General features: G+C 67.3%; 14 protein-coding genes. 12 read left to right on the forward strand and 2 right to left on the reverse strand.

The genetic code is table 11. From position 1 onward, the window contains the following. The first annotated feature begins 252 nt into the window (after positions 1-252). From AC1DVR_RS22500 to AC1DVR_RS22520, 5 genes are read left to right on the forward strand one after another with little or no spacing between them, the layout of a single operon-like run. Entirely contained in the window at positions 253-1,593 is a 1,341-nt protein-coding gene (locus tag AC1DVR_RS22500) for a c-type cytochrome (RefSeq protein ID WP_478002864.1), read from the forward strand. A 12-nt stretch (positions 1,594-1,605) separates the two neighbouring features. Next, entirely contained in the window at positions 1,606-2,085 is a 480-nt protein-coding gene (locus tag AC1DVR_RS22505) for a (2Fe-2S)-binding protein (RefSeq protein ID WP_478002865.1), read from the forward strand. Then, positions 2,082-4,298, forward strand: a complete 2,217-nt coding sequence (locus AC1DVR_RS22510) for a xanthine dehydrogenase family protein molybdopterin-binding subunit (protein WP_478002866.1) — start codon at positions 2,082-2,084, stop codon at positions 4,296-4,298. Before AC1DVR_RS22505 ends, AC1DVR_RS22510 begins: the two co-directional genes overlap by 4 nt. Beyond that, positions 4,288-5,469 carry an HlyD family secretion protein gene (locus AC1DVR_RS22515; RefSeq protein ID WP_478002867.1) on the forward strand — a complete coding sequence of 394 codons (1,182 nt, stop codon included), beginning with the start codon at positions 4,288-4,290 and terminating at the stop codon, positions 5,467-5,469. Before AC1DVR_RS22510 ends, AC1DVR_RS22515 begins: the two co-directional genes overlap by 11 nt. Continuing rightward, positions 5,466-7,091, forward strand: a complete 1,626-nt coding sequence (locus AC1DVR_RS22520; protein ID WP_478002868.1) for an MFS transporter — start codon at positions 5,466-5,468, stop codon at positions 7,089-7,091. Before AC1DVR_RS22515 ends, AC1DVR_RS22520 begins: the two co-directional genes overlap by 4 nt. A gap of 112 nt (positions 7,092-7,203) precedes the next feature. Here AC1DVR_RS22520 and AC1DVR_RS22525 read toward each other — a convergent pair whose 3' ends face one another. Next, a complete protein-coding gene (locus AC1DVR_RS22525; protein ID WP_478002869.1) occupies positions 7,204-8,097 on the reverse strand; it encodes a LysR family transcriptional regulator in 894 nt (297 codons plus the stop codon). 91 nt (positions 8,098-8,188) lie between these two features. Here AC1DVR_RS22525 and AC1DVR_RS22530 point away from each other — a divergent pair, with 91 nt between their 5' ends. Genes AC1DVR_RS22530 through AC1DVR_RS22540 form a run of 3 tightly spaced genes read left to right on the forward strand, consistent with a single transcriptional unit; the run spans position 8,189 to position 10,403 of the window. Further along, positions 8,189-8,605 carry a VOC family protein gene (locus AC1DVR_RS22530; RefSeq protein ID WP_478002870.1) on the forward strand — a complete coding sequence of 139 codons (417 nt, stop codon included), beginning with the start codon at positions 8,189-8,191 and terminating at the stop codon, positions 8,603-8,605. Positions 8,606-8,618: 13 nt separating this feature from the next. Beyond that, positions 8,619-9,290, forward strand: a complete 672-nt coding sequence (locus tag AC1DVR_RS22535; RefSeq protein ID WP_478002871.1) for an SDR family oxidoreductase — start codon at positions 8,619-8,621, stop codon at positions 9,288-9,290. Positions 9,291-9,308: 18 nt separating this feature from the next. Beyond that, entirely contained in the window at positions 9,309-10,403 is a 1,095-nt protein-coding gene (locus AC1DVR_RS22540; RefSeq protein WP_478002872.1) for an alkene reductase, read from the forward strand. Between the two features lie 6 nt (positions 10,404-10,409). Here AC1DVR_RS22540 and AC1DVR_RS22545 read toward each other — a convergent pair whose 3' ends face one another. Further along, a complete protein-coding gene (locus AC1DVR_RS22545; protein WP_478002873.1) occupies positions 10,410-11,204 on the reverse strand; it encodes a helix-turn-helix domain-containing protein in 795 nt (264 codons plus the stop codon). 148 nt (positions 11,205-11,352) lie between these two features. On the opposite strand from AC1DVR_RS22545, the gene AC1DVR_RS22550 reads away from it, so the two are divergent. From AC1DVR_RS22550 to AC1DVR_RS22565, 4 genes are read left to right on the forward strand one after another with little or no spacing between them, the layout of a single operon-like run. Further along, on the forward strand, positions 11,353-12,867 hold the full coding sequence (locus AC1DVR_RS22550; RefSeq protein ID WP_478002874.1) for a sugar ABC transporter ATP-binding protein: 1,515 nt from the start codon (positions 11,353-11,355) through the stop codon (positions 12,865-12,867). An 18-nt stretch (positions 12,868-12,885) separates the two neighbouring features. Next, on the forward strand, positions 12,886-13,941 hold the full coding sequence (locus AC1DVR_RS22555) for an ABC transporter permease (RefSeq protein WP_478002875.1): 1,056 nt from the start codon (positions 12,886-12,888) through the stop codon (positions 13,939-13,941). Positions 13,942-13,998: 57 nt separating this feature from the next. Further along, positions 13,999-15,111, forward strand: a complete 1,113-nt coding sequence (locus AC1DVR_RS22560) for an ABC transporter substrate-binding protein (protein WP_478002876.1) — start codon at positions 13,999-14,001, stop codon at positions 15,109-15,111. A 56-nt stretch (positions 15,112-15,167) separates the two neighbouring features. Beyond that, positions 15,168-16,085 carry a polysaccharide deacetylase family protein gene (locus AC1DVR_RS22565; protein WP_478002877.1) on the forward strand — a complete coding sequence of 306 codons (918 nt, stop codon included), beginning with the start codon at positions 15,168-15,170 and terminating at the stop codon, positions 16,083-16,085. Positions 16,086-16,122 lie beyond the last annotated feature (37 nt).

Consider the following 16,122-nt stretch of genomic DNA (forward strand, 5'->3'; position numbering starts at 1 on the left):
GGCTTCTCGCATGGCATGCTCACCGTGAATGCCGATGTGATCAACCCCGACCTTCTGGCCTTCATCAAGAAGTGATGGCGCCCGGCCCGGCGCTCGGACCCGCTCCCATCCGACCGCTGGCCCCGCGACCCCAGGGAGGGGGATTGTCTGGAGGCACGCAAGTGCTCCTCCCCCCAGACGCCCCCTCCCGCCCCTTGTCCCCTCCCAGCTGTGAACCCGGGCGCCAAAGGCCGCCCGCCGAAGGAGGCTTTTGTGAAACGCTCCACGCTTCTCCGATCTCTCGCGGTGCTGGTGGCCTTTGGTGCCGTCTCGGGTGCCGGGGCGCTTTATTACGCCTGGGAACCGGCGCTGCCGCCGATTGATCCGCCCAAGGCCGAGGCCTTTGACCCGGCCCTGGTGGCCAAGGGCGCGCAGCTGGCGCTGTTGGGCGATTGCCGGACCTGCCATTCCCCGCCCGGCGGGCAAAGCTTTGCTGGTGGGTTGCCGCTGGTCACCCCCTTTGGCGCGATCTATTCGACCAACATCACGCCCGATCCGGAAACCGGCATCGGCACCTGGTCGCAGGCCGCCTTCACACGGGCGATGCGCGAGGGCGTCGACCGCGCGGGCGCGCATCTTTACCCGGCCTTTCCCTACAACCATTTCACCGTGATCACCGACGACGACCTCGCGGCGCTCTACGCCTATTTCATGACCCGGCCCCCGGTGGTCCACACCCCGCCGCCGAACGATCTGCCCTTTCCGGTCAACATCCGCCTTGTGCTGGCCGGATGGAACCTCTTCGCCTTCAGCGATGCGCCCTTTGCCCCCGATCCGTCGCGGGATGCGCAGTGGAATCGGGGAAAATATCTGGTCGACGGTCTGGGCCATTGCGGCGCCTGCCACACGCCGCGCAATCTGGTGGAAGGGGAGAGCATGGGCCGGGAGTTCGCCGGCGGTCAGGCCGAGGGCTGGGACGCTATCCCGCTCGGACGCCATTCGACCGCACGGGTCCGCTGGACCGAGGCGGCGCTGACCGAATATCTGACCACCGGGCATCATGAGGATCACGGCGTGGCCCTCGGGCCGATGGGACCGGTCACCGAAAACCTCGGGCAGGCCCCGGCGGAGGATGTGGCGGCCATCGCCCATTACCTCGCGTCGCTGGACGACCGCGCGGCCAGCGACGTGGCGGCGGCGGTGACCCCGATGGGGCCGCGGACCAATGCGCCGCAATCGGCGGGCTGGCAGGTGGCCGCGGCTGGCGATCCGGCGGATCGCGGCGCGGTGGTCTTTCAGCGGGCCTGCGCGGTCTGCCATGAAAGCGGGCGGCCAGTGCCCCTGGGCGGGGTCGATCTGGCGGTGTCGAGCACGCTGACCAATGCCGATCCGACCAACCTCCTGCGGGTGATCCTTGGCGGCATTCCCGCCACCGGCACAACACCGGCGCCGATCATGCCGGGCTTTGCCGCCGCGATGAGCGATGCCGACCTTGAAAGCCTGGTGACTTATCTGCGCAAGGCCAAGGGGGATGCGCCGCCGTGGACGGGCCTTTCCAACAGCATTTCCAGCGTCAGACGCGCGATGGCTCCGGCTGAAGCGACGGACCAATGAAAGGGCCATGAGATGACCACATTCACGCTGAACGGCGCCCGCAAGACCGTCGAGTCCGACCCCGACACCCCGCTCCTTTACGTTCTGCGCGACGAGTTCGGGCTGAACGGCGCGAAATTCGGCTGCGGCCTCGGGCAATGCGGCGCCTGTACCGTGCTCGTCGATGGCGATGCGACCTTCGCCTGCATCACCCCGGTTTCCCTGCTGGAGGACCGCATCATCACGACGGTCGAGGGGCTGGGCACGATCGAGAAGCCCGGGCCCCTGCAACAGGCCTTCATCGACGAACAGGCCGCGCAATGCGGCTATTGCATCGCGGGGATGATGATGCGGGCCGAGGGTCTGTTGCGGCGCAACCCCAAGCCCACCGAAGCCCAGGTGCGGGACGAGCTGGAGCCGAACCTCTGCCGCTGTGGCACCCATATGCGCATCCTGCGCGCCGTGATGCGCGCCTCGGGGCAGGCGCTGCCCTTGGGGGAGGCACAGCCATGACCACCGTCCTGACCCGTCGCAGCGTTCTGGCCGGGGCCGGCGCCCTGGTCGTCTCCTGGCGGCTGGGCGCCGGGCAAAAGGCCCTGGCGCAGACCGAGACCGGGGTCGCCGCCTCTGCCAGGCTTCCGGGCGATCTGCCCGCCGCTCCCTGGCTCGATGCCTGGATCCGGATTGATGCCACGGGCCGGGTGACGCTTTTCACCGGCAAGGGCGAGCTGGGGCAGGGGCTGAAGACCGCCCTGCTGCAGATCGCCGCCGAAGAGTTGAAGGTACCGATGGCGGCGATGCAGATCGTCACCGCCGACACCGCCCGCACGGCGAACGAGGGTTACACCGCCGCCAGCCATTCGATGTCGGATTCCGGCACCGCGATCCGCCACGCCGCAGCCCAGGTCCGCGACCTTCTGCGCGCCGAGGCCGCCCGACGCTGGGCCCTCGACCTCGCCAAGGTGCGGGCGGTGGACGGCAAGGTGCTGGGCGACGGAGGCCAGAGCCTAGGTTATGGCGCGCTGGTCAGCGACACCTTCCTGCATGTCGAAGCGCAGCCCACCTCGAACCTCACCGACCCGGCGGAGTTCACCCTGATGAACCATCCGGTGCAGCGGGTGGACATTCCGGCCAAGGTCACCGGCGGCGCGGCCTTCATTCAGGACATGCGCCCGGAAGGGATGCTCCACGCCCGCGTCGTGCGCCCGCCGAGCCTGGGTGCCACGATCACCGCGATCAACACCGAACCGGTCGAGGCGATGGCCGGCGTGGTGCAGGTGGTGCGAAACGGCACTTTCCTCGCCGTAGTGGCCGCGAAGGAATGGACCGCCATTCAGGCCATGCGCAAGCTTTCCGACCTTGTGACCTGGGCCGAGGTGCCGAACCTGCCCGATGAGGCGACGCTGGCCGACTACCTGCCGACACTCCCCTCGCAGGACCAGACGATCCTGAACGCGGGTAATGTCCCTGAGGCTTTCGGTCCGGCGCAGAGCTTCTTTCGGCCCTACCTCGCGCATGGCTCGATCGGGCCGTCCTGCGGGCTGGCGTTGTCGGATGGCCAGACGCTGACCGTCTGGTCGCATTCGCAGGGCGTCTTTCCCCTGCGCAACGCGATTGCCCAGATGGTCGGCCTGCCGCAGGACAAGGTGCGCTGCATCCATGCCGAGGGCTCGGGCTGCTATGGCCACAACGGCGCCGACGATGCCGCAGCCGACGCCGCCCTGGTCGCGATGGCCCTGCCGGGCCGGACGATCCGCGTGCAATGGATGCGCGAACAGGAACACACCTCCGAACCCTTCGGCCCCGGCATGGTGGCCCGGATCGCGGCAGAAGTCGGTCCGGATGGGGCGATCTCCTCCTGGCATCACGAGGTCTGGAGCCAGTCGMACATGATGCGCCCCGGTCCCGCCGGCACGCTTCTGGCGGCGCGCGAGATGGAAAACCCCGCCCCGCCCGCGCCCCCGGTGCCGCTGCCGCAGCCCGAAGGCGGCGGCGACCGCAACGCCATCCCGCTCTATGTCATGGGGAATGCGCGGGTCGTCTCGCATTTCCTGCCCGAGTTTCCGCTCCGTGGTTCGTCGATGCGCTCGCTCGGCGGTTATCTGAACGTGATGACCATCGAAAGCACGATGGCGGATCTCGCGCGCGCCTCGGGGCAGGATCAGGTGGCTTTCCGCCTGCGCCATCTGCAGGACCCGCGCGCCCGTGACGTGGTGGAACTGGCGGCCCGCGCCTATGGCTGGGAGGCGCGCAAAAGCGCCCCCGGCCTCGGGCATGGCTTTGCCTTCGCCCGCTACAAGAACCTCGAAGCCTATTGCGCCATCGCGCTGGAGCTGACGATTGATCCCGACACGGCGGCCCCCTCGATTGGCCGGGTGGTGGCGGCGGTCGATACCGGCAGCATCGTCAACCCCGATGGCGTGCGCAACCAGGTCGAGGGCGGCATCATCCAGTCGGCCAGCTGGACCCTGTTCGAGCGGGTGCGCTTTGACCGGACCCGCGTCACCACCTCGGATTGGTCGAGCTACCCGATCCTGCGCTTTGCCAATGTGCCGGCCTCGATCGAGGTGCACCTGATCGACCGCCCGAGCGAGGCTTTCCTTGGCGCGGGTGAGACGGCGCAGGGCCCGACCGGGGCGGCGCTGGCCAATGCGATCGCGGATGCCACTGGCCTGCGCCTGCGCGCCGGCCCGATGACCGCGGAGGCGATCCGCCTTGGACGATAGACCCGCCCCCCCAACCGCACCACCCGCCGCCCCTCCTGCCAGCGCGGCGGCAGGCACGGCCCCCACCCGCGAGGGGGTCTGGCTCCGGGTCCTGCGCCATCCGGTGCTGCACATCGCCTTTGTCGCGGCCTTTGTCGGCGGGGCCTGGCTGATCGCCGGGCAATGGAACAACTGGACCAGCGGCAACCGGATCCAATCCTCCGACGATGCCAATCTGGCGGGCAATGTCCTGCCCCTGGCGGCACAGGTCGCAGGCTATGTCCGAACCTTGGGCGTCGACGATTATCAGGAGGTGAAGAAGGGCCAGCTGATCCTGGAGATTGATCCCACCATCCCCCAGGCCCAGCTGGATGTCGCTTCGGCGCAGGTGCGCATCGCCGGGATCGCCGTGGACCAGATCGGCACCAAGCGCACCATCCAGCAAGACCAGATCCGCGCGGCCGAAGCGGCGAGTGCGGTGGCCGCAGCCCAGAGCGCCATCGCGCAGATCACCCTGGACCGCCAGCGCCTGCTGACGCGGACGGGGATCGCCGGAAGCCAGCAGGATCTCGACAATGCCACAGCCGCCCTGCAGGAGGCCAAGGCGCAATATGATCTGAGCCTGACCCAGATCGACCAGCAGAAAGACGAGCTGACCCTGCTGGACGCCGAACAGAAAAGCCTGCAGGCCACGCTGGATGCGGCCCTGGGGCAGGAGCGTCTCGCCCGGGCCACCCTCGGCTATACAAGGGTCATCGCCCCTGCGGAGGGCAGGCTTGGCCAGCGGCTGGTCCGCGCCGGTCAGTTCCTGAGCATCGGCGCGCCGGTCACCACCCTGGTCGCGGCCGACGGCCTTTGGGTCAGTGCCAACTTCCGGGAGACCCAGGTCGCCCATATGCAACTGGGCGCGCCGGCGACGGTCACGGTGGATGCCTGGCCGGGGGCGGTGTTTCATGGCCAGATCACCCGGATCTCGCCCGCGACGGGCAGCGTCTTCGCGCTGCTGCCCCCCGACAATGCGACTGGCAATTTCACCAAGGTCGCGCAACGCATCACGGTGAAGATCGCCCTCAGGCCCGAGGAGATGGCCGGAAAAGCTCTGGCACCCGGCATGTCGGTGACGGTGCATGTCGATACCGGGGCCGAGCCCTTGCCGCCGCTTCCCGCCAGCCCTGACCCGGCCACGCCATGACGGCGACCGCGACGCCGTCCGCGCCCAGTCTGCCCGCGCCCGGTCTGCCCGCGCCCGGTCTGCCCGCGCCGGCGGTGGCCCAGCCGGGCAGTGGCCCTTTGCAGGGCTGGCGGCTCTGGCTCGGGCTTTTTGGCGTGCTCTTGGGCGCGATGATGGCGGTTCTGGCAACGCGGGTCACCAGCGCGGGCCTCGCCGATCTGCGCGGCGCCCTCGGCATCGGTTTTGACGAGGGCGCGTGGATCACCACGGTTTTCGGGATCGGCCAGCTCGTCTCCGGCATCTCCTGCCCTTACCTGGCCGCGATCTTCGGCACGCGGCGGCTGTTGCTTCTGGGGATCGTGCTGTTCTTCACCGGCAGCCTGCTGGCGCCGCTTTCCCCCAACCTGAACGCCTTTCTGGTGGCCTATGGGCTGGCCGGCCTCGGCTCGGGCAGCTTCATCCCGCTGACCGTCATGTTCATCATCCGCAGCGTGCCCAAGACCCTCACGATCTTTGGCATCGCGGTCTATGCCGTCAATTCCGAGTTCTCGCAGAACATCGGCACCTCGATCGAGGGCTTCTATCTGGACAATTTCAGCTGGCGCTGGATCTTCTGGCAATATTGCCTTGTCCTGCCGGTGATGTTCTTCTGCCTCGCCGTCGCGATGAAGCGCGACCCGGTCGATTGGGAAAAGCTGCGCAACAGCGACTGGACCGGACTTCTGCTGGCCTGGCTCGGGTTCTCCTTCCTTTATGTCGTGCTCGATCAGGGCAAGCGGCTGGACTGGATGAACAGCGGCCTGATCGTCGGGTTGACCGTCTCCGGCGCGCTGGCGGTGGTCTGTTTTGTCATCCACGAGATGACGGCCCGCGCGCCGGTGGTGAAATTCGCCGCCCTGGCGCAGCTGCCCTATTTCGTCCTCTTTGCGTTGCTGGCGGGGTATCGGTTCTTCATCCTGTCGACGGCCTATGTGATCCCCAACTTCCTGACCGTGGTGCAAGGCTACCGCAGCCTGGAGATCGGCCATGTCCTGCTGTGGATCGCCCTGCCGCAGATCCTGTTGATGGCGCCCTTGGCCTTTGTCCTGTCGCGGATCGACCCGCGCTGGACCCTGGGCGCGGGCACGGCGCTGATCGCCTTGGCCTGCATGATGGCGGGCCAGCTGACGGCGGTCTGGACGACGAGCGATTTCCTTTATTCGCAGGTGCTGCAGGCCGTGGGCCAGTCCTTTGCGCTGACCAGCCTCGTCATGCTGATCACCAGCACGATCCCGCCCGAACAGGCCGTCACCGTTGGCTCTTTCATGCAGACCAGCCGCCTGATGGGCGGCGAGGCCGGGGTCTCCTTCATGCAGACCTATCTCACCCGGCGCGAGGAGATCCATTCCAACCTTCTGGGCCTGAATGTCACCGCCCTCGGCCCCGACACCGCCGCCCGTCTGCAGCTTTACACCGCGGCGCTGAAATCGCGCATGGCTGGTGCCGGCACCACGGCCGATGCGGCGCTGACGCTGATGTCCACCGCCATCCGCAAGCAGGCCACCGTCCTCGCCTCGGCCGATGCCTTCCACGCGGCGGCGGTGGTGGCGGTCATTTGCTGGTGCCTCGCCGCCTTCGTGCCGCGGCGCGTCAAGACTGGATAGGGCATGAGCCGCGCTCTGACCGAGCGCGCGCCGGGCTTTGACACTGGCCGCTCAGCGCTTTCCCTGTCCCCATCGCAATGTGCCGTACCAAGGCTAGGTGCCGCGCGAAAGGTCACCCTGCCTGCTCGGCAAAGGCGGCGGCGATCGTGTCGATCAGGGCTTTGACGCGGCGCGGCTGCTGACGGTTCGCGGGCCAGACGAGTTGCAGGCGCAGGGGGGCCATCTCGTAGGCGCGCAGGATCGCGACAAGGCGGCCGGCGGCCAGGTCCTCGGCGATGTCCCATTGCGATTTGCGCACGATGCCGAAGCCCGCCAGCGCCCAGCGGCGCACCAGATCGCCGTCATTGGCGATGCGGTCGCCGCGCACCATGACGTGGCGGGTCTTGCCATCGCGTACAAAGGGCCAGTCCTGGTCGACATCGGCGCCAAAGCGCATCAGGATGCAGTTGTGCTCTGCCAGATCTTCCGGGGTCTGCGGCGTGCCGTGGCGGGCGAGGTAGGCTGGCGCAGCGCAGATCAGCCGCGGGCTTTGCGCGATCGGCCTCGCGATCAGCGCGCTGTCGGCCAGATCGCCGAAGCGCACCGCCAGGTCAAATCCGGTGGCGGTCAGATCGGTATAGCCGTCGCCCAGATGCAGATCGATACTCACCTCAGGGTGGTTTTCGACAAAACGGTCGAGGATCGGCGCGATCCGGTTGCGCCCAAGGTCTGACGGCGCGCTGAGCCGGATCGGCCCGGCGATCCGCGCCGTCCCAAGGCGGATCCGGGTCTCCAGCTCCTCCGCCTCGGCCAGAAGGTGCTGCGCGCCCTTGACCAGCGCGCGGCCCTCCTCGGTCAGGCTGATCTTGCGGGTGGTCCGGTTGATCAGCCGGGCCCCGTAATGGGCCTCCAGTGCCGCGAGCCGTTCGGAGACCGTGGCGGGCTGCAACCCCAGTTCGCGGCCCCCTGCGGCCAGCCCGCCCTTTTCGACGATGCGCAGAAAGAGGGTAAGGTTGTTCAAGAGCATTCTTCGGCCAACCCATATTGTCTCTTCAGAATGGTCCCAATTCTGCCGGAACACCGCAAGCTCTATCTTCGGTGCAAGGAAAGGACATGCCATGCACCTTGATCACGTCACCTTGCGGACCCGCGATCTGAACGCCACCCGGGATTTCTTCATCACGGTCTTCGGGCTGGAGGAGCGCCCCCGGCCCCGGGCGATCCAGCGCATCCCCGGCCATTGGCTCTATGCGGGCGATGCGCCGATCGTGCACCTGATCGCGGCAGCGGGGCAGGGTTTCGACCATGCGCCCGAGGCCTGGGATCATGTCGGCTTCCGGCTCTCCGGCCATGATGCCTTTCGGGCGAAGCTGCGCGGCCTCGGCATTGCCTACAGCCCGATGGAGCTGCCCGAACTGGGTGAGCGCCGCCTTTTCTTCCGCGCCCCCGGCGGCCCCCTGATCGAGGCGGTCTTCCGCGAGGGCGTCTCTGACGCCGACCCCCAGACCGACGCGGCAGCGTCGTCCCAAACGTGAAAGGAAAGCGGCCATGCCGTTTCATGACCAGACCAAAAGCATCATCATCGGCGGCACCTCCGGCATTGGCCGGGCGGTGGCCGATGCCCTGTCCGCCCGCCCCGGCACGGTGGTCCGCGCCAGCCGCGCCACCGGGCTGGATGTGGCGAACCCGGCAGCCCTGCGCGCCTGGTTTGCGGCACAGGGACCCTTCGATCATCTGGTCTTCACCGCCGGCTCGCAGGCGCCGGGCGGGGCCTTTGCCACGCTGGACCTTGCGGCGGCCAAGGTGGGGTTCGACACCAAGTTCTGGGGCGCCGTTCAGGCGGCCCAGGCGGCGGCGAGCCTGTTGCGGCCCGGTGGCACCATCACCCTGACCAGCGGCTTTCTCGCCCGCCGCACCGTGCCCGGCACCTTCACCAAGACCGCGATGAATGCGGCGCTGGAGGCGGTGGCCAAGCTGCTGGCCAAGGAGCTCGCCCCCCTGCGGGTCAATGTCGTCAGCCCTGGCATGACCGAGACCGAGGCTTATGACGGCATGGATGCCGCCGCACGCCGCGCGATGATCGAAAACGCCGCCGCCCGCCTGCCCGCCGGCCGGGTGGCCCAGCCGCAGGACGTGGCGGCGGGCTACCTCTTCGCCATCGACACCCCTTCCGTCACCGGTGCCGTGATCGACATCGACGGCGGCGCCCTGATCAACTGAACGCCAAGGAACCCCGAGATGACCACGCTTTTTGACCCGCTCGCGCTGGGCGCGCTGGATTTGCCCAACCGTGTCGTGATGGCGCCGATGACGCGCTGCCGCACTGACCAGCCCGGCAATGTGCCCAATGCGATGATGGCCGACTACTACGCCCAACGCGCCAGCGCCGGGCTGATCGTGACCGAGGCGACCCAGATCAGCCCGCAGGGCCAGGGCTATTCCTTCACCCCCGGCATCCATTCGCCCGCACAAATCGCCGGCTGGCAGGGGGTCACGGCGGCGGTCCATGCCGCGGGCGGGCGCATCGTCAACCAGCTTTGGCACGTTGGCCGGATGAGCCTGCCGATGTTCCAGGACGGCGGCCTGCCGGTGGCGCCCTCGGCCCTTGCGCCGGATGCCGCGGTCTGGGTCGTTGATCCGGTCACCGGGCAGGGCGGCATGCAACCTTGCCCGGTGCCGCGCGCGCTGGAGACATCCGAGATTTCCGGCATCGTGCAGGACTATGCCACCGCCGCAAGGAACGCCCGGCGCGCCGGCTTTGACGGGGCCGAGATCCATGCAGCCAATGGCTATCTGATCGACGCCTTCCTGCGCGCCTCCTCCAACCAGCGCAGTGATGCTTACGGCGGCAGCGCCACCCACCGCATCCGCTTTGCGGTGGAGGTGGCCGAGGCCGTGGCAGGCGAGATGGGGGCCGACCGCACCGGCATCCGCTTTTCGCCCTTCATCACCCAGCGCGGCATGGACGACCCGACCACGCCCAACACGATCCTGCAGCTCGCGCGGGAACTTGACCGGATCGGCCTCGCCTATATCCATCTGGCCGAGGCGGATTGGGACGATGCGCCCGAAACCCCCGTCGCCTTCCGCAAGGCCTTGCGGGCGGCCTTCGGCGGCAAGATCATCGCAGCGGGCGGCTTCACGCAAGCCAAGGCGCAGGGCCTGATCGCGCAGGGCCTGGTCGATGCCGTGGCCTTCGGCCGCTCCTTCATCGCCAACCCCGACCTGCCGCGCCGCCTGAGCGAGGGCCTGCCGCTGGCGAGCTTTGACGGCGCCGCCCTGTTCGGCGGCACGGCGCAGGGCTATTCCAGCTACCCGGCCTGGGGGGCCTGACGCCCCCTAACGCGCCCTCGCCCCAGCGAACGATTTCGCATAGGCCGAAGGGGTTTTGCCCACATACTCCATGAAGGCGCTGGCAAAGGCCGAGGAGGAGGAGAACCCCACCTCGAACGCCGTTTCGGTGACGGAGCGGCGTTCAGACCGGAGCATCTGCATCGCCCGGTTCATCCGCAGCTCGCGGATGAAATCGCGCCAGCCCTGGCCGAGTTCGGTCTGCAGATGGCGGCGCAGGGTGCGTTCGGACATGCCAACATAGTCGGCCACCTCGGGCAGGGTGACCGAAGGCCCGCGCGCCTGGGCAAAGTCGATGACGCGCTGGATCGCGCCGTTTTCGGCATAGGGCGTCCAGTTGATCCGCTCGTGGCAGAACCAGGCGGGGATCATCTCGCCCAATGTCACGAAAAACGCCTGCGCCTGGCGGTTGCCGGGGGCGGTGTCGGCGTCCCATTTGTCGGCATAGTCGATCAGCGCGCCCGCCATGTCCCCCACCGGCCCGACCCAGCAACCATCATGCCGCCAGGCCACCTCGTTGCGGCCAAAGTGCACGGTGACGCCCGAGGAGGGCGTCCGCGCCCAAAGCCGGAACATGCGGTGCGGCGGGATATAGACCATGTGGCCCTGCGGGATCACCCATTCGCCGGCGTGTCCGCAAAGCCCCAGCTCTCCCTTGGTGCAGCGCACCAGCTGGCCGCCGGGTTCGCCTTCGCTTTCAACGGTGAACCGAGCAGGGCCAAAGGCGCGGCTCTGGCTCGCCGCGTCGGCGGTCACATGAAAGGCGTCGCAGGCGGTTTGCATCGCGGTCTCCGATCCGGGGCTGGGAGGTTGGCCGATTATAGATGAAATCTGGCCGATTGTCGAATGCAGGACAAGCCCGATTTGCACAAATATCGCTCCATCGCAGCGCATCGGTCAGCGGGCGATCAGGAAGGGGAGGTCCTGCGACATGACAGATCGAGACTCCACACCCGCGGAGGTCGTCCTTGCGCTGCAAGGCATCTCCAAACGCTTCGGCGGCACGCAAGCCGTCAGCGGCGTGGGCTTTTCCGTCCACCGGGGCGAGATCGTGGCCCTTCTGGGCGAAAACGGCGCGGGCAAATCGACGCTGATCAAGATGCTCGCCGGGGTCCATGCCGCCGACAGCGGCAGTTTCAGTTTTGCGGGAGCGAAATTCGACCCCCGCGTGCCGCATCCCGGCATTGCCTTCATCCATCAGGATCTGGGTCTGGTCGACTGGATGAGTGTGGCCGAAAACATCGCCATGCTGCACGCCGCCTATCCGCGCCGTTTCGGGCTGATCGACTGGGCGGGCGCGCGGCGTCAGGCGCTGTCAGCTCTGGCAGAGGTGACCGACAGCATCGACCCCGACGCCCGCGTGCAGGACCTGACGCGGACCGAGAAATCCCTGGTCGCCATCGCCCGGGCCTTGGCGCGCAAGGCCGAGCTTCTGGTGCTGGACGAACCCACCGCCAGCCTGCCGCAATCGGATGTCGAGATGCTGCATGGCGTGCTCCGCCGCCTCCGCGCCGCTGGGGTGGCGATGATCTATGTCTCGCACCGGCTGGACGAGGTCTTCGCCATCGCCGACCGCGCCGTGGTGCTGCGCGACGGCTATCTGGTGGGCGACGTGGCCATTGCCGGGCTCAAGGGCGACAGCCTGATCCGCCTGATCATCGGCCGCGATCTGGGCGAGGTTTTCGCCCGTCCGCCCGCGCCGCAGGGTACGCCTGTGATGCTGCGGGCCGAGGGTCTGTGCAGCGGTGCAGTCGGCCCGGTCGATTTCACCCTGCGGCAGGGCGAGGTTCTGGGACTTGTTGGCCTGCGTGGCGCCGGGCAGGATGCCGTGGGCCATGCCCTGTTCGGCCGCGCCCCCATCACCGCAGGCCGCGCCCTCCTGGCCAATGGCAAGCCCCTGACCTGCCGCCATCCGGAGGAGGCGATCCGCCAAGGCATCTGCATGGTGGCCGGCGACCGCAACGCGGAATCCGTCGCGCAGGGCCTGAGCATTCAGGAAAACCTGTTCCTGAACCCGGCTTTGACCGGTCGCGGCCTGACCCACTTTCGCAAGCCGAGCGCCGAGACCGCGGAGGCCCGCGCCATCGGCGCCACTTTCGACATCCGCCCGAATGACCCCACCGCCGCGATTGAAACGCTCTCGGGCGGCAACCAACAAAAGGTCATCGTCGCCCGTTGGATGACCGTCGGTGGCGATGTGCTGATCCTGGAAGATCCGACCGCCGGCGTCGACGTGGGCTCCAAGGCCGAGATCTATGCCCTGCTGGCGCAGGCCTTGGCCAAGGGTCTCGCGGTGCTGCTGATCTCGACCGATTTTGAAGAGGTGGCCGCACTCAGCCACCGGGCCTGCGTCTTTCACGACGGAAAGATCGTGGCCGAACTGACGGGCGAGGGCCTGTCCGTCGCAGGGCTGCTCACCGCCGCCTCACTGACCGCTGCCGCTTGAACTGGGGGAGGAAACCAGATGCAATCGCTTCAATCCAACGCGTTAGAGCCGACCCGCGCCGACCTGCGCGGCCTGAACCCGGGGGCGCGGCTCCTGCGGCTTCTGCCGGTTTATGGCCTGCCGATCCTGACTTTGGTGCTGATCGCCTTCTTCTCGCTTCTCTTGCCGCAGACCTTCCCGACCTATCTGAACCTGCGCGCCATTCTGGGCGAAAAGGCGGTGATAGCACTTTTGTCGCTGGCCGCGATGATCCCCATGATGACCGGGCGGATTGATCTGACGGTGGGGTATGGCATCGTCATCTGGCACGTCCTCGCCATCAGCCTGCAGACGGTTTACGGCCTGTCCTGGCCCATGGCCGTGGTCATCGTGCTGGCGGGCGGGGCGCTCTTGGGCCTGATCAACGGCGTTCTGGTCGAAATCGCCCGGATCGACAGCTTCATCGCCACCCTCGGCACCGGGACGATCATCTATGCCCTGGCCTTGTGGCACACCGGGGGCCGCCAGATCATCGGCCTGCTGCCCACCGGCTTCACCAACCTTTACACCGCCACGCTGTTCGGCCTGCCGATCGCGGCCTTCTATGTTCTGGCCTTGGCCCTGATCCTGTGGATCGTCGCCGAATACCTGCCGATCGGCCGCGCTTTGTATGCCATCGGGGCAAACTCCCGCGCGGCGGAGTTGAACGGCATCCGGACCGGGCGCTATGTGATCGGGGCTTTCATCGCCTCGGGCCTGATCGGCGCCTTCGCCGGCATCATCCTGGCCGCCAAGCTGCGGATCGGGCAGGGCAGTGTCGGCCTGGAGTTTCTGTTGCCCGCGCTGGTCGGCGCCTTTCTGGGCTCGACCACAATCAAGCCGGGCCGCGTCAATGTCTGGGGCACGATGATCGGCGTGATCATTCTGGCGGTGGGCATCTCCGGCATCCAGCAGATGGGCGGCGCCTTCTTTGTCGAGCCCTTGTTCAACGGCGCCACCCTGCTCATCGCCATCGGGATCGCAGGCTATGCCCAAAGGCGGCGCGGTTCGGTGCGGGTGGCCCGCAAGCCGGTGCCCGAGGCGCCCGCCGCCTGACCCCAACCTTCAACAGTTTTGCCGAACCCTGACCCTTTCTTGAGGAGGAGAGAGATCATGCTGATACTTCGCCAAACCACCACCCTTGCGGCCACGGCCTTCGCCATCCTGCTGAGCGGTGCCAACTTCGCCGCCGCCGATGCGGTGGCCGATGCCAAGGCCTATGTCACCCAGATCACCAAGCCCAATCCGCCCTGGACCGGCCCCACCACCGGACCCAAGGCGCAGACCGGCAAGACCGTCGTCTATGTCGCGGCCGACATGAAGAACGGCGGGGTTCTGGGTGTGTCGAAAGGGGTGGAGGAGGCCGCCGCCGCCATCGGCTGGACGGTGCGGGTGATCGACGGGCAGGGCACGGTCTCGGGCCGGTCGGGGGCCCTGCAGCAGGCCATCGCCTTGAACCCGCAGGGGATCATCCTCGGCTCGGTCGATGCCAAGGAACAGGCAGAGCTGATCAAGCAGGCCTCGGATGCCGGCATCACCATCGTCGGCTGGCATGCCACGGCCAAGACCGGGCCCGCGCCCGATCAGCATGTCTTCACCAATATCACCACCGATCCGCTGGAGATCTCGCGCGCCGCGGCCTCCTTCGTGGTGGCCGACAGCGAGGGCAAGGCCGGGGTCGTGATCTTCACCGACTCGGTCTATGAAATCGCCATCGCCAAGTCGGATGCGATGGCCGCAGTGATCAAGGAATGCACGGGCTGCAAGATCCTGTCGGTCCAGGATACACCGCTGGCCGAAGCCTCCACCCGCATCCCGCCGCTGACCAACGCGCTGATGCAGCGCTTTGGCGACGAGTGGACTTATTCGCTGACCATCAACGATCTGCCCTTCGACTTCATGGCCCCGGCCTTGCAAGCAGCGGGCAAGGCGGCGGACGGTTTTCCGCGCAATGTCTCGGCAGGCGACGGGTCGGAAGCGGCCTTCCAGCGCATCCAGACCAACTATTACCAATACGGCACCGTGGCCGAACCCCTGTCGATGCACGGCTGGCAGGCGGTGGACGAGATGAACCGCGCCTTTGCGGGCGAAAAGGACTCGGGCTTCGTCGTTCCCGTCCACCTGTTCCTGCCGCAGAACGTGACCGAGGACGGCGGCGCCAGCTTCACCTTCGACCCCGGCAATGGCTACCGCGAGGCCTACAAGGCGATCTGGGGCGTCAAGTGACACCAAGGGGCGCGGAGGCTCCCCCGCGCCATTTCAACCCATAAAGGAGACTGACCATGGCCAAGACCTTCTGGCCCGACGATATCCGCCTTGTCATCTCGATCTCGATGCAGTTCGAGGCGGGGGGCGAGGCGCCCTATGGCCCGGGCGGCCCCTTCTCGGGCTTCATCGACATGGACCCGAGCTACCCCGATTTCCCGACCAAAAGCTGGTATCGCTACGGCTATGTCGAGGGCCTGCAGCGGATGATGGACCTGTGGGACAAGCATGGCGTCAAGGTGACCTCCCATATGGTGGGGAGCGCTGTGGACCGCAGCCCCGAGGTGGCGAAAGAGATCGTCGAACGCGGGCACGAGGCCGCCGCCCATGGCCGCGACTGGATCCTGCAGGTCGATCTGCAAGAGGCGGACGAACGCCGCTTCATCACCGACAACGTGGCCTCGATCGAGCGGGCCACCGGCGTGCGGCCCGTGGGCTATAATGGCGCTGCCATGCGCGGCACAATCAACACGCTGAAAATCCTGCAGGACGAAGGCTTTCGCTATCACATTGACGATGTGAGCCGCGACGAGCCCTTCCTGATTCCGGTCCGGGGCAAGGATTTCGCCGTGGTGCCCTATTCGGTGACGCTGAACGACATCATCCAGTTCGAAGGCTACAAGTTCACCACGACCGAATACGAACGCCAGCTGCAGGACGAATTCGACGTGCTTTATGAAGAGGCCGGCCAGCGCCGCCGGATGATGTCGATCTCGACCCATGACCGGGTGCAGGGGCGGCCCTATCGGGTCAAATCGCTCGACCGGTTCCTGAGCTATGCCCTGAAGCACAAGGGTGTCGTCTGCCTGCGCAAGGACCAGATCGCCGATTTTGCCTATAACGCCCCCGATATCATTCACGATATCAATGCCCATGACGACTGGGCGGAGTGGGAGCGCAAGCACGGCAAACAGCTGATCACCCCCATCGCCTGAACGGGCCATCCCGGGGGGCCGCATCGGCCCTCCGGTC

This window comes from Rhodobacter sp. P2_H5, from assembly GCF_056403335.1.

Coding starts and splice junctions, on each gene's coding strand:
- AC1DVR_RS22505 (WP_478002865.1), top strand. CDS start 1,606: ATGACCACATTCACGCTGAACGGCGCCCGCAAGACCGTCGAGTCCGAC.
- AC1DVR_RS22520 (WP_478002868.1), top strand. CDS start 5,466: ATGACGGCGACCGCGACGCCGTCCGCGCCCAGTCTGCCCGCGCCCGGT.
- AC1DVR_RS22525 (WP_478002869.1), bottom strand. CDS start 8,097: ATGCTCTTGAACAACCTTACCCTCTTTCTGCGCATCGTCGAAAAGGGC.
- AC1DVR_RS22530 (WP_478002870.1), top strand. CDS start 8,189: ATGCACCTTGATCACGTCACCTTGCGGACCCGCGATCTGAACGCCACC.
- AC1DVR_RS22535 (WP_478002871.1), top strand. CDS start 8,619: ATGCCGTTTCATGACCAGACCAAAAGCATCATCATCGGCGGCACCTCC.
- AC1DVR_RS22540 (WP_478002872.1), top strand. CDS start 9,309: ATGACCACGCTTTTTGACCCGCTCGCGCTGGGCGCGCTGGATTTGCCC.
- AC1DVR_RS22545 (WP_478002873.1), bottom strand. CDS start 11,204: ATGCAAACCGCCTGCGACGCCTTTCATGTGACCGCCGACGCGGCGAGC.
- AC1DVR_RS22550 (WP_478002874.1), top strand. CDS start 11,353: ATGACAGATCGAGACTCCACACCCGCGGAGGTCGTCCTTGCGCTGCAA.
- AC1DVR_RS22555 (WP_478002875.1), top strand. CDS start 12,886: ATGCAATCGCTTCAATCCAACGCGTTAGAGCCGACCCGCGCCGACCTG.
- AC1DVR_RS22560 (WP_478002876.1), top strand. CDS start 13,999: ATGCTGATACTTCGCCAAACCACCACCCTTGCGGCCACGGCCTTCGCC.
- AC1DVR_RS22565 (WP_478002877.1), top strand. CDS start 15,168: ATGGCCAAGACCTTCTGGCCCGACGATATCCGCCTTGTCATCTCGATC.